Raw genomic sequence first — 13,253 nt, 5'->3', positions numbered from 1 at the left:
TTTAAATTCCGTTTTAAGAACTAACGTGGTTTGGAATTTTATACATCACTGCTCTAAATTTTATAGTTCTAAACGCGGGTCCCAAAACACGGCGTCAAAATTTTGAATCTGATTATCCTTTATAACAATGCCTTCATTTTCTAATAACTGTTGCATTAAATTGGTGCCATCAAAATGATGCTTACCAGTAAGCAAGCCTATTCTATTGACCACCCGATGCGCTGGAACATCTTTTTCAACAGAGCCATTTAACGCATAGCCCACCATTCTTGCGCTTCTTGCCGCCCCCAAATAATTGGCAATTGCACCAAAGCTGGTGACACGTCCATAGGGAATTTGCTTGGCCACCGCATACACCCTATCAAAAAAGTTCAGTGTTTCAGGTTTCATGATTCCGTTAAAATATTGATTAGCGTCACAATGGCTATAATGCCTGTAATACTCCCAATGATATAGTTCATATTTTTTTGAGAGGTCAGATTTTTATTCTTGATTTTATCAAAAAAGAAAATATACATATATAACATTACAAATGTACCACATACGGCACCCGACACATAAGAAATAATCATGGTTCTATTGAACTCCAACCATCCAAAAGATGCCAAAGTAATGGTCATATACGCCTGATAGGGAATAGGAAATACATTGATGGCTGACAGCAAGAGTCCGTGAAAAAATCGGCTGTGCTTACTTTTAGATTGTGGGTCGATTTCTGTTTTGGAAGTCGCTTTTGCAATCAGAAGATAATACACCGTAATGAGTACAAATATCACTAAGGCCACCCGTTGCAACACCTCAACCACATCTTGATGGTTGGTTAAATACCGGGCAAACATGGCGGCAATATAGGTCTGCAAAAACACAATCACACAAACACCAATAGAGAACATAACACCTCTTACATGCCCTTCTTTAAGACTTATTTTAGCCGCGGTCATATTTAACAATCCGGGTGGAATAACACCAACAAGAGCGATAATCATCCCGAGAAAAAATATGACAGTAATATTCAAGACTATTTGATTTTAAACCTAATATAAGTAATTGCTTTGTTCTTTTCTAAATACTGACCTTCATAATAGGTCTGTATTTCAGTAACCTCAGCAGGGCTACCCTCTTGTTTATACACATTATGGTTAGCATAAAGCACCTCATGCCCTGCACCGTGCAGTAAGCCTAAGGTGTACCCATGCATAAATTCGCTGTCCGTTTTTAAATGCACCACACCTTCTGGTTTAAGGATGGATTTATAGCGCTCCAAAAACGTGGCATTGGTCATGCGGTGCTTGGTGCGCTTATATTTTATTTGTGGGTCGGGGAAGGTAATCCAAATTTCATCTACCTCATGCTTACCAAACGCGTGATCAATAAGTTCAATTTGGGTTCTTAAAAAAGCAGCGTTAGAAACACCATCCTCAACCGCAGTTTTTGCCCCTCTCCAAAAACGGGCGCCCTTAATATCGATACCAATGAAATTTTTATTGGGATACTTCTTTGCCAGCCCAAGTGTGTATTCCCCTTTTCCACAACCCAGTTCTAAGACCAGAGGGTTGTCATTTTTGAACACTTCAGCATTCCAATTGCCCTTAATTTGAAATTCACCCTTAACCAGTTCATCTCGTGTTGGCTGATAGACGTTTGAAAACGTTTCATTTTCTCTAAATCTTTTGAGTTTGTTTTTACTTCCCACTTTGTTATTGTTTCAGGTTTCCTATTTAAGGTTTTAAGTTTGAACGCGATCCGACTACGCTTGTCTTTTAAGAGTTGGCAAAATTAAGGAAATATATGGAAGCCATTATATTCTTATCTTTGAATGTTATCAGAAGTTTTGAATAGGTACTCGATTTGCGCGAGGGGTTGCAGCGGCATCCTTTTTTTGCCTGGTCCTGATGATACAGCCAATTACCGCTTATTTGGCAAAAAAAGATACAGCGAAAAACCCGACCACTCGTTTGGCTTTTATGGAGAGGGGTGGTCGCGCCCATATAAAGATGAAAAAAAAGATACTCATTGCACCTCTCAATTGGGGATTGGGTCATGCGGCACGCTGTATCCCCATTATTAATGCACTTTTGCAACACAATTTTATTCCTATTATTGCAAGTGACGGTGCTGCTTTGTCTCTTTTAAAAAAAGAATTTCCTGAGTTGGAGACGGTCGAATTGCCTTCATATAACATTAGCTATTCTAAAAACGGCTACTATTTAAAACTTAAGCTGCTGATGGACACGCCTAAAATCCTGAGAGCCATTAAGCAGGAACGGCGCGCTATCAATACTATTGTGAAAAACCATGCCATTGTCGGCATCATTTCTGATAACCGTTTTGGGATTTATCACCAGGATATTCCTTCCGTATTTATAACACACCAGTTAAAAGTGCTAAGCGGAAACACCACATGGTTGAGCACTGCCCTGCATCAAAAAATCATCAGACGGTTTGATGCGTGCTGGGTTCCTGATTATTCCGATACGCCTAACTTAAGCGGAACTATGGGACATCGTAATAAGGCGCATCCTAATGTGACTTATATGGGACCACTTAGCAGGTTCCAAAAATTGACATGCCCTTTTGAGTTTGAGATTATGGTCCTCCTCTCCGGTCCTGAGCCGCAACGCGATATTTTAGAGAGAAAATTGCTTGATCTATTTAAGGATTATGATGCAAAAGTCCTTTTTGTTAGAGGCGTTATGGAAAATGAGCAAACGTATTACACTTCTAAAAACCTGACCATCTATAACTACATGACTACGGAGATGCTAGAAAAATCACTTAACGCCAGTAAATTGATTGTTGCGCGTTCCGGTTATACCACCATTATGGATTTAGCAAAGTTGGGTAAAAGGGCTTTCTTTATTCCTACTCCTGGTCAACCTGAACAGCGCTATTTAGCAAAAATAATGATGAAAAACAATTGGGCGCCGAGTTGTGAACAAAAGAATTTCAGTTTAGAAAGATTAAACACTGTAGGGGGCTATAATGGATTTGAAACTAAGGATCAGGAAACTAATTTTAAAGAACTATTTTGCCTTTTCGAGGGTAAATGAGAATTCACTCCCCACACTCAGCTCACTTTCAATATATATTTTTTCGTCGTGCGCTTCAATAATGTGCTTTACAATGGACAAGCCTAAACCTGACCCCCCTTCTTTACGCGAGCCACTTTTATCGATTCTATAAAATCGTTCAAAAAGACGCGGAATATTGGCTTTGGCAATACCTTCGCCATTATCGGTGACTCTCACAATTACCTTGTTTTTTATTAAATTTTCGATACTGATTTCAGTGGTGCCTTTAATTCTGCCGTATTTAATAGAATTGACCACCAGATTGGTCAGCACCTGACGGATGCGTTCCTTATCAGCCTTTACCAATATAGGATTGGGATACAGCATATCAAAAGTGAGGGTGATTTTTTTCTTGGCAGACTTCATTTCCAACAAATCAAAAACGCTGGCCACTAACTCTACAATGTCAAAAATTTCAATATTTAAACTTAAATCACCTACCTCCAACTTGGTTATCATATCCAAATCCTGCACGATATAGATTAAACGCTCCACGCCCTTATTGGCTCTCTCTAAATATTTTTCCCTTAATTTCTCATTATTCATGGCGCCATCCAACAAGGTTAAAACATAGCCTTGAACGGTAAATAATGGCGTTTTCAATTCGTGGGACACATTTCCTAGAAACTCTTTTCTATACTCTTCCCGTACTTTGAGCGTTTCAATTTCGAGCTTTTTATCTTTTGCAAACTTGTCAATTTCTTGAGTTAACGTGGCCATGTCTGTAGTAATGGGCTGTTTGCGCAATGAGGCAGATTCCAACAACGTTAAATCGTCATATATTTTTTTGACGCGTCTGTATATAAAACGTTCCACACGGTATTGGATGATAAGAAATGAAGTGATATAGCAAAACGCAATAAAACCTAAAAGCACCCCAATATTAAAAGCTTCAGATACAATTAACACCGCAGTGATGAGCACTGTTATAACCAGTGTAATATAGAAGGCTGTTTTGGTCGCGAACTTATAGGATTTTTTGATGGTTTTTTTCATTAGTCAACAAACTTGTAGCCCACACCTTTTACGGTCTTAAAGCAGTCGTCGCCAATTTTTTCCCGTAACTTTCTGATATGCACATCAATGGTCCGGCCACCAACAACAACCTCGTTACCCCATACTTTTTCTAAGATCTCTTCTCGTTTGAATACTTTATTGGGCTTTGTTGCTAACAAAGATAGCAATTCGAACTCCTTTCTGGGCAAAATAATCTCCTGACCTTGATTTGAAATCTTGTATTCTTCTCGATTAATGATCAATCCGCCAATTGTCAAAATGGCTTCTGAGGGCTCTTCCTCTTTTAAGCGCCTCAATAAAGCCTTCACTTTACTGGTCAGCACTTTAGGTTTGATAGGTTTTGTAATATAGTCATCAGCACCCACATCAAAACCTGCCATTTGTGAATAATCTTCTCCTCTAGCAGTTAAGAATGTGATAATGGTATTGCGGAGTTCTGGAATTTTGCGAATTTGCTCGCAAGCTTCAATGCCATCCATTTCAGGCATCATAACATCTAAAATAATAAGCTGGGGCCGTTCTTTTTTAGCCTTTTTAACGGCTTGGACACCATTTTCTGCGGTAATGACGTGGTACCCCTCTGCTGAGAGATTGTAACCAATTATTTCTAAAATATCTGGCTCATCATCAACCAACAGTATTTTTATGTCCTTTTTTTTCATCAGTGTTTCAAGATTATAAGGTAAAGATAGGATTATTAACACATAGATAAAAAAACCAAAGCATTGGTAACAATAAAATAACCCAGAGGAAACATTGGCGTGACTCTGCCATAAAAAAAATAATTGTTTAACAGTATTTTGGTACGAGTTTTGTAATAATTCATTACTTTTATTAAAAGACCGCATTTGATGAAAAACTACCTTTTTATTCTTTTTTTGACGATTGGCCTTGGTTTTGGCGCAACGGGTGTTTCACAAACAATACCTTCTAAAATCTCTACATCAAATGACATTGCTAATTTGGTCATTTATCCAAACCCTGTAAGCAATGGGAAGATCTATATTACCACAAAACAAAACCTGTCAAAACAAGTTGAAATCTACGATGTCTTGGGGAAAAAAATTGTTTCCAACGCTCTTTTTGGAAAGGAGCTGAATATTTCTAGACTCACACCCGGCATTTATATTTTAAAAATTAAGGAAGGTGTTAATTCTGCGACTCGAAAATTGGTGGTGCGTTAATTACTACCCCATGCTATGTTGGTAAACATTTAATTCTATGCCACTAGATCAGCGACATCCATGATGAACTAACACATTTTAAAATAATAGAAAAGCGTTATCTTATATAGGTAGCGCTTTTCTTATTTTCTATATTTTTGCAGTATGATTAGGACCAACGCTATTTTTAATATTCAAACAGGGGGGCAATTTGAATCGGTGTGCCTAGAGGTTTTTAGATATCAATTTGAAAACAATAGCGTGTACCGTTCATTTTGCGATTTGCTCTACATCCACCCTAGTGATGTGACCAAAATAGAGAACATCCCTTTTTTACCGATCCAATTCTTTAAATCTCACGATGTATTAAGCAGTGCACAACCCGTTGAAAAGGTATTTACAAGCTCAGGAACTACGGGCGCAATCACCAGCAAGCATCAAGTAACCGATATTGCGGTTTACAAAGAAAGCTTTAGACGTGCGTTTTCACATTTTTATGGCGCTATTGAAGATTATGTCGTATTAGCACTATTACCGTCCTATTTGGAGCGCGACGGCTCTTCATTGATCTATATGGTAGACGATTTAATCAAACAGTCTCGACAACTAGCGAGTGGCTTTTATCTTGATAACTTATCAGAACTGAAGGACATATTGATTTCTTTAGATGCGCAAGGAAAGAAGGTATTGCTTATTGGGGTCTCTTTTGCGCTTTTAGATCTTGTTGAATTGTATCAATTTCAATTGAAAAATACCATCATCATGGAAACTGGGGGCATGAAAGGCAGACGTAAGGAATTGATAAGAGAAGAACTTCATGATATTTTGCAAAAAGGTTTTGGCGTAACCGCTATCCATAGTGAATATGGAATGACTGAATTATTGAGTCAGGCGTACTCTAAAGGTCAAGGTATTTTTGAATGTCCAAAATGGATGCAGGTATTGACAAGAGATCCTGAAGATGCGCTGACCATCCTTCCAAAAAATAAAACTGGCGGCATTAATGTAATTGATTTGGCAAATATCAATTCTTGTGCTTTTATTGCCACTCAAGATTTAGGGAAGTTATTGCCGGGCAACCGATTTGAAATTATTGGCCGATTTGACAACTCAGATATTAGAGGTTGCAACCTCATGGTATTATAAATCTATGTTAAAGTCTGTAATGCCAATGGGTTAGATACGACTGACCCTATACTTAAAAAGCTAACTTTGGGAAACCAAAAAAAAGTATTCTATAATTGAAAAAGAGAAGTTTTTAAGTTGATTGGTTGGTTTTTTAAACGCCTAATTGAAGTTTACTTCGTCAGGCGTTTTTTTAGTTATACAGTAATCTTACAAAGCTTCAAAGCAACTTTTTAAGATGGCGTAGCTAAACTAATCCCGCTTTTAGGCGGGATCTCTAAATGAAAATTTAAATCATATCATTTTCGCCCATAGGTGAAATGACTTCACACTAAGCGTTCACTTTTATGATATAGGTATTCTTTTTTCCTTTATTAAGAATGATATATTTACCATTAATCAAATCATCAGCAGACAATATATAATCTTCGCCTACCTTTTCTTTATTCACAGAGATCGAATTTTCCTTTAATGCACGGCGGGCTTCACCATTAGAATTTAAAAAATTAGTCTTGGCCGCAAGTGCCGCAATCATATCTACACCTTCATCAAATTCTGCTTTAGAAATTTCTGCTAGAGGTACCCCTTCAAAAACTTCTAAAAACATGGCTTCATTTAAGGTTTTTATGTCTTGCTTAAAACTGGCACTAAATAAAATATTGGAGGCTCTTTCAGCATTTTCAAAATCTTCCTTAGAATGCACAAAAGTGGTGACTTCGTCTGCCAAACGTTTTTGCAACAGACGTAAATGTGGTGCTTCTTTGTGTTCAGCAATTAAACTGATTATTGCTTCTTTGTCTAAAAACGTAAAAATCTTAATGTATCTTTCAGCATCTTCATCACTCGTGTTCAACCAAAATTGGTAGAATTTATATACAGATGTTTTATCGGTATCCAGCCAAATATTTCCGCCCTCACTCTTTCCAAACTTCGAACCGTCTGCTTTAGTGATTAACGGACAGGTCATGGCGTAAGCTTTTGCTTCTTCGCCCACATTCATACGTCTTACCAATTCAGTTCCGGTAGTTACATTTCCCCATTGGTCACTTCCTCCCATTTGCAACACCACATTATGGTGCTTGTGTAGATAGTAAAAATCATAGCCTTGGATCAGTTGGTAGGTAAATTCAGTAAAGGACATCCCAACACTGCCTTCTTCTCCAGAAAACCGCTTTTTAACGGAATCTTTAGACATCATATAATTGACGGTAATACGCTTACCAACATCTCTGGCGAAATCTATGAAGGAGAAATTTTTCATCCAATCATAGTTGTTCACTAATACGGGGGCGTTTTTTTCTTTGGAATTAAAATCTAAAAACCTTGACAACACAGACTTTATTCCTGCCACATTTTTCGCTAACGCCTCTTCATCAAGCAAATTACGTTCATCGCTTTTGCCAGAAGGGTCACCAATCATTCCTGTTGCACCCCCAACTAACGCATAAGGTTTATGGCCTGCCTTTTCCAAATGCACCAATAGTATGATAGGTACCAAACTCCCAATGTGCAATGAATCAGAAGTAGGATCAAAGCCTATATAAGCACTGGTCATTTCTTTATTGAGTTGCTCTTCTGTTCCCGGCATGATATCGTGGACCATTCCTCGCCAACGTAAATCTTCTACAAACGCATTTGTCATGAATTCTTTTTATTAATTTTCAAATATTCTGCAAAGATAAACATCACTAGAGAATTAGGAATTAATATCTAATAATTCTTTATTTTAGTCACATGATATTAGTTACAGGAGGCACAGGATTAGTAGGTTCCCATTTACTTTTTAAGTTACTGCAAACCAATGCCAAAGTGAAAGCAATTTACAGAAGGGAACAGAAATTGGATTTGGTTAAGAAAGTCTTTTCATACTACACTGAAGACGTTGAATCGCTTTACAAAAGAATTGAATGGCTAGAAGCTGACATTACTGATGTACCATCTTTGGCAGAGGCTTTTAAACAGGTCAACTATGTATACCATTGTGCTGCGCTTGTAAGCTTTGAACCTGATAAGTACCGCCAACTTCGCAAAATCAATATTGAAGGTACAGCAAATGTGGTGAACCTATGTATTTCTAACCAAATTAAAAAGTTATGCTATGTGAGCTCTATAGCCACCATTGGCCATCACCAAAACCCGGGGCAAGTCATCACGGAAGAAACGTTTTGGAATCAAGACGACGATAACAGCACCTACGCTATTACAAAATATGGCGCTGAAACTGAAGTATGGCGCGGTACGCAAGAGGGTGTTGATGCCGTGATACTCAATCCGGGAATCATTATCGGGCCAGGCTTTTGGAACAGTGGCGGCAGTAGCAGTCTCATCAAAAAGATTTACAAAGGCATGGCGTATTTTACGCATGGTGTTACAGGCTATGTAGATGTGGATGATGTGGTTAATGCAATGCTTCTATTAATGCTCAGCGATATAAAAAACGAACGTTTTATTGTCATTTCAGAAAATCTATCGTTTAAAGAATTTCAGCACCAAACGGCTTTGGCACTCAATGTAGAGCCCCCAGCAAAAGAGGCCACAGCTTTTATCCTTGCACTAGGTTGGCGTTTGGATTGGCTATATCAGTTGCTAACAGGCAAACGCCGAAGATTGTCCAAACAAATGACCAAAAGCGCAAAGAGCATCACAACATATGATGCCTCCAAGTTAAAAAATGCTTTGGATTTTCAATTCAAACCCATGGCTATTTCCATAAAGGATACCGCTAAGTTATTCTTAAACGATTTGAAAAAATGAGCCTTATTGAGGTAAAGAACGCTCTAAATCCACCAGCGTATCTTTCTTTTTTTTGTTAAGTTTAGTTATCGAGTCTTTAACTTTTTGTTCTTCCACATTCAATTTTTCGTAAAGGTCCTTATTTTTTTGGAGGTCCTTTTTTACTTTTTCTATGATTGCCAAATAGCCTTTGGTATCATAGGCATAATACGTATTGCTCTCTGCAAATTGCAAGCTGTCAATATTGTACTTCTGGTAGAGATATTCTAAGGGCATGATTCCGCTGGCCTCTAATATTTTCCTATTGACCCCTTTAGCGGCATTTAAAATGTGCAGATCATACATGATCTCTGCCATTTTCTCCTTGGCGATTAAATTTTTAGGTTTTTTAGGTTTATCCATACCGCTACACCCAACCATTATCATTAAAACCATTATGTAACAAATGTGTTTCATCTTTTAAAAGTTAATCGTTTTCCCGCCTTAACGTCTAGAAATTTAAAGTTTTTGTACACTAACGACCCATTTACAAAGGTATGGGTGATTCTCGATTTAAACAACACGTTCTCAAAAGGAGACCAACCACATTGGTATAAAATATTATCCTTTTTAACCGTCCAAGGGCTGTTAATATCTACAATGGCCAAATCAGCATAGTAGCCACGCTTGACATACCCACGCTTTTCTACTTGAAACAATATGGCAGGATTATGACACATTTTTTCAGCAATCTTTTCTAAACTTATCTTCCCTTTATGGTACGCTTCAATCATAGCAACCAACGCGTGTTGAACCAAGGGACCGCCAGACGGAGCTTCTGTGTAGATGTTTTGTTTCTCTTCCAAAGTATGCGGTGCATGGTCGGTAGCCACCACATCAATACGACCGTCTAAAAGGGCTTTCCACAATTCATCACGATCGTGCGCCGTTTTTACTGCCGGGTTCCACTTAATTAAGCTGCCTTTTTTCTTATAATCTTCATCACTAAACCACAAATGGTGAATACAGACTTCAGCGGTTATTTTTTTATCCTTTAACGGAATTTTATTCGTGAACAATTTGGTCTCCTTAGCGGTCGAAACATGAAATATATGCAAACGTGCACCAGTTTTCTTAGCTAATTCTATGGCTTTAGATGACGATATATAACAAGCCTCCGCACTTCTAATATCTGGATGGCATTCCATAGGAATATCATTCCCGTACTTTTCAATATGCTCCTCAAGGTTTTTTTTGATGGTGGCTTCATCTTCACAATGCACAGAAATCAAGAGGTCCGTACTTTTAAAGATCTTTTCCAAGACCTCGGTATTATCCACAAGCATATCACCTGTAGATGATCCTAAAAACAATTTAAGACCCGCCACATTTTTGGAATCCACTTTTAGTATTTCTTCCAAATTGGTATTGGTACCTCCAAACATAAATGAGTAATTGGCATAAGAGGTATTTTTAGCAATCTCAAACTTTTCTTCCAATTTTTCAATGGTTGTGGTTTGAGGCACCGTATTTGGCATTTCAATAAATGAAGTAATTCCACCAGCTACTGCTGCTCGAGATTCTGACGCAATGGTTGCTTTGTGTGTCAACCCTGGTTCTCTAAAATGCACTTGGTCATCAATAACACCAGGAAACACATAGTTACCTTCTATATCAATCACTACCACATCAGGAGTCTTTGCGCTAATTGAAGTATCTATCTCCTTAATAAATTCGCCTTCAATCAAAATATCACCTTCAAAAATGTGTCCTTCATTAACAATTTTAGCATTTTTAATCAGTACCGTTCTTGCTTTCATGTGTTTATTTCTTTTGTTCTTTAACGGACACATGCTGTTTGCAATTAATCATTCCCATGGGTGGTGATTTTTTTAGCATGCTCGTTTCATATTACTTGCCCAATAGGCTTTTAAATTTCATGTTTATAACTCCAAAAATGGCTTCAGAAATAATTCCACCGCTCATTTTCGATTTTCCTTTTGCACGATCCGTAAAAATCACAGGAACTTCTACGATAGTAAATCCTTTTAAATGGGCCTTGAATTTCATTTCAATCTGAAATGCATAGCCCACAAACTTAATGGCATCCAAATTAATGGTTTCTAAAACCTTATTTTTATAACAAACAAAACCTGCGGTGGTATCTTGAATGTTCATTCTTGTAATGAAGCGGACATATTTAGAGGCGAAATAAGATAGTAAGATTCTATTCATTGGCCAATTGACCACGTTAACACCCGTAATGTAGCGGGAGCCAATGGCAACGTCAGCTCCCTCTTCAGCACAGGCCTTGTACAGTTTTACCAAATCGTCTGGATTATGCGAAAAATCGGCGTCCATTTCAAAGATGTATTCATACGCTCTTTCAAGACTCCATTTAAATCCTTCAATATAGGCGGTACCTAAGCCTGTTTTATTCTTGCGCTTCAGCAGAAACAATCGGTCAGGAAACTCCGCTTGCAAGGATTCCACTTTTTCAGCGGTCAAATCTGGAGAGCTGTCATCTACCACAAGAACATCGAAGGCCTTATCTTGCGCAAAAACTGCAATGATAATAGCTTCAATGTTTTCAATCTCATTGTAAGTTGGAATGATGACAATGGCGTCTTTCATCGATAAAAAATTTTAGCAAAAGTAAGTTTTTTTAAAAGATTAATTTTATTCAAATCAACAGATAAAATATTCTTTATAATTTAGCGGCATGCTAAGAGACGTCATATCTTACGAATGGTTTACCATTTTTATGGTTTTGGGATTAATTTTCATTACCATAGCAAAGGTAACTTTTACCAATCGGTTTTTAGATTTCCTAGGAGTCTTCGGAAATTCAAAATATCTCAAAATTTATACTAAAGATCAAAAATTTATTGATGTCTTTGATGCGCTCCTATTTTTTAATCTTATCATCTCAATTTCTACTTTTTCATATCTTTCTTATCTCACTTTCGAACCTACGCAAACCTTTGCGCTGACAGTGTTTTTGAAGTTTATTTTTGGAGTAGGCACCCTTGCGCTCATCAAAATTTTAGTGGAGCGCCTCATAGGAAGTGTGTTTGAAATTGACGGAATAATTGATGCTTATCTCTTTCAAAAAATAAGTTATAAGAATTTTACCGGCCTTATTCTTTTACCTATTAATGCGCTGTTATTGTACACTATAGCCCCTTCAAGGATCCTTATTATTGTTGTTATATTCCTACTATTAATTATAAATGTAATTGGCTTTATTACCTCCTTTAAAAATCATCAAAAGACCGTGATTAACAACATATTCTATTTTATTTTGTATCTTTGCGCACTTGAAATTGGGCCATATCTGATTTTGTATAAAATAATTGTAGAATATAAAGCTTAAAACAATCCCAAGCCTATGAAAGTGAAAACAATTTTAGTGTCACAACCTGAACCTAAAATCGAAAATTCGCCTTACTTTGATCTCCAAGAAAAGCAAAAAGTAAAGATTGACTTTCGCCCATTTATTCATGTAGAAGGTGTCGCGGCAAAAGACGTCAGACATCAAAAAGTTGACTTAACACAATACACTGCAATTATTTTAACCAGCAGAAATTCTGTGGATCATTTTTTTAGAGTGGCAGACGAAATGCGTTTTAAAGTTCCAGACACCCTAAAGTATTTTTGTCAGAGTGAAGCCGTAGCGTTTTACTTACAAAAATATGTGGTTTATAGAAAACGGAAAATTTATGTGGGTAAACGTAATTTTGAAGACCTTTCTCCTTTAATTAAGAAATATAAAGACGAAAGTTTCCTATTGCCTACAACTGATAAATTAAAAGACGAAGTCCCTGAAATCCTTAATGCATTAAACATTAAATGGAAGGAAGGCGTTTTTTACAAAACTGTAATTAGCGATTTATCTGATCTTGCAGATGTGTACTACGATATTTTAGTATTTTTCAGTCCGTCAGGGATTGAGTCCTTATTCCATAATTTCCCAGACTTTAAGCAAAACGACACCCGTATTGCTGTTTTTGGAACTACTACAGCTAAAGCTGTTGAAGAGCACGGCTTACGAGTTGATATTCTGGCTCCGAGCCCCGAAACCCCGTCAATGACTATGGCTCTGGAGAAATATATTGAAAAAACAAATAAAGGAAAATAAACTAATTTTTAAAGCATTAAAAAA

Annotated in this window: 15 protein-coding genes; 6 read left to right on the top strand and 9 right to left on the bottom strand. The window is 37.3% G+C overall.

Annotation, left to right across the window (positions count from 1 at the left end; translation table 11 throughout):
• Window positions 1-60: 60 nt before the first annotated feature.
• From JEM65_RS05465 to trmB, 3 genes are read right to left on the bottom strand one after another with little or no spacing between them, the layout of a single operon-like run.
• Window positions 61-390: an MGMT family protein gene (locus tag JEM65_RS05465; protein ID WP_199597930.1), complete on the bottom strand. Its 330-nt coding sequence runs from the start codon at window positions 388-390 to the stop codon at window positions 61-63.
• Window positions 387-1,016 (bottom strand): LysE family translocator, encoded by a 630-nt coding sequence (locus JEM65_RS05460; RefSeq protein WP_199597929.1) that lies wholly within the window; start codon window positions 1,014-1,016, stop codon window positions 387-389. Before JEM65_RS05460 ends, JEM65_RS05465 begins: the two co-directional genes overlap by 4 nt.
• A 2-nt stretch (window positions 1,017-1,018) precedes the next feature.
• The gene (trmB, locus tag JEM65_RS05455; protein ID WP_199597926.1) at window positions 1,019-1,693 is read right to left on the bottom strand and encodes a tRNA (guanosine(46)-N7)-methyltransferase TrmB; all 675 of its coding nucleotides are present in this window, start codon (window positions 1,691-1,693) and stop codon (window positions 1,019-1,021) included.
• Window positions 1,694-1,994: 301 nt separating this feature from the next.
• Here trmB and JEM65_RS05450 point away from each other — a divergent pair, with 301 nt between their 5' ends.
• A complete protein-coding gene (locus JEM65_RS05450) occupies window positions 1,995-3,050 on the top strand; it encodes a glycosyltransferase (protein WP_199597924.1) in 1,056 nt (351 codons plus the stop codon).
• On the opposite strand, the gene JEM65_RS05445 is transcribed toward JEM65_RS05450, so the two are convergent.
• The gene (locus JEM65_RS05445; RefSeq protein WP_199597922.1) at window positions 3,024-4,067 is read right to left on the bottom strand and encodes a sensor histidine kinase; all 1,044 of its coding nucleotides are present in this window, start codon (window positions 4,065-4,067) and stop codon (window positions 3,024-3,026) included. The two genes, JEM65_RS05450 and JEM65_RS05445, sit on opposite strands and share 27 nt — an antisense overlap.
• Entirely contained in the window at window positions 4,067-4,750 is a 684-nt protein-coding gene (locus JEM65_RS05440; RefSeq protein WP_199597920.1) for a response regulator transcription factor, read from the bottom strand. The genes JEM65_RS05445 and JEM65_RS05440 overlap by 1 nt, the downstream gene beginning before the upstream one ends.
• Window positions 4,751-4,939: 189 nt before the next feature.
• On the opposite strand from JEM65_RS05440, the gene JEM65_RS05435 reads away from it, so the two are divergent.
• Together JEM65_RS05435 and JEM65_RS05430 are read left to right on the top strand one after the other, a co-directional pair.
• Window positions 4,940-5,272 carry a T9SS type A sorting domain-containing protein gene (locus JEM65_RS05435; RefSeq protein WP_199597918.1) on the top strand — a complete coding sequence of 111 codons (333 nt, stop codon included), beginning with the start codon at window positions 4,940-4,942 and terminating at the stop codon, window positions 5,270-5,272.
• Window positions 5,273-5,416: 144 nt separating this feature from the next.
• Complete coding sequence (locus tag JEM65_RS05430; protein WP_199597916.1) at window positions 5,417-6,397, top strand: LuxE/PaaK family acyltransferase; 981 nt, start codon at window positions 5,417-5,419, stop codon at window positions 6,395-6,397.
• A 310-nt stretch (window positions 6,398-6,707) separates the two neighbouring features.
• On the opposite strand, the gene tyrS is transcribed toward JEM65_RS05430, so the two are convergent.
• Window positions 6,708-8,018: a tyrosine--tRNA ligase gene (gene tyrS, locus JEM65_RS05425; RefSeq protein WP_199597914.1), complete on the bottom strand. Its 1,311-nt coding sequence runs from the start codon at window positions 8,016-8,018 to the stop codon at window positions 6,708-6,710.
• 92 nt (window positions 8,019-8,110) lie between these two features.
• Between tyrS and JEM65_RS05420 the strand changes: the two genes are divergently transcribed.
• Window positions 8,111-9,130: an NAD-dependent epimerase/dehydratase family protein gene (locus tag JEM65_RS05420; protein WP_199597908.1), complete on the top strand. Its 1,020-nt coding sequence runs from the start codon at window positions 8,111-8,113 to the stop codon at window positions 9,128-9,130.
• Window positions 9,131-9,133: 3 nt separating this feature from the next.
• On the opposite strand, the gene JEM65_RS05415 is transcribed toward JEM65_RS05420, so the two are convergent.
• The 3 genes from JEM65_RS05415 to JEM65_RS05405 form a co-directional block, all read right to left on the bottom strand.
• Window positions 9,134-9,565 carry a DUF4296 domain-containing protein gene (locus JEM65_RS05415; protein WP_199597906.1) on the bottom strand — a complete coding sequence of 144 codons (432 nt, stop codon included), beginning with the start codon at window positions 9,563-9,565 and terminating at the stop codon, window positions 9,134-9,136.
• Window positions 9,562-10,908: a dihydroorotase gene (locus tag JEM65_RS05410; RefSeq protein ID WP_199597904.1), complete on the bottom strand. Its 1,347-nt coding sequence runs from the start codon at window positions 10,906-10,908 to the stop codon at window positions 9,562-9,564. Before JEM65_RS05410 ends, JEM65_RS05415 begins: the two co-directional genes overlap by 4 nt.
• A gap of 91 nt (window positions 10,909-10,999) precedes the next feature.
• The gene (locus JEM65_RS05405) at window positions 11,000-11,722 is read right to left on the bottom strand and encodes a polyprenol monophosphomannose synthase (protein WP_199597899.1); all 723 of its coding nucleotides are present in this window, start codon (window positions 11,720-11,722) and stop codon (window positions 11,000-11,002) included.
• An 88-nt stretch (window positions 11,723-11,810) separates the two neighbouring features.
• Between JEM65_RS05405 and JEM65_RS05400 the strand changes: the two genes are divergently transcribed.
• The gene (locus JEM65_RS05400) at window positions 11,811-12,464 is read left to right on the top strand and encodes a DUF4271 domain-containing protein (protein WP_199597898.1); all 654 of its coding nucleotides are present in this window, start codon (window positions 11,811-11,813) and stop codon (window positions 12,462-12,464) included.
• Window positions 12,465-12,479: 15 nt separating this feature from the next.
• Window positions 12,480-13,229, top strand: a complete 750-nt coding sequence (locus tag JEM65_RS05395; protein WP_199597897.1) for a uroporphyrinogen-III synthase — start codon at window positions 12,480-12,482, stop codon at window positions 13,227-13,229.
• Window positions 13,230-13,253: the final 24 nt, after the last annotated feature.

The organism is Gelidibacter salicanalis, from assembly GCF_016469035.1.
GTDB lineage: Bacteria > Bacteroidota > Bacteroidia > Flavobacteriales > Flavobacteriaceae > Gelidibacter > Gelidibacter salicanalis_A.
This window is presented reverse-complemented; position numbering and strand designations above follow the sequence as displayed.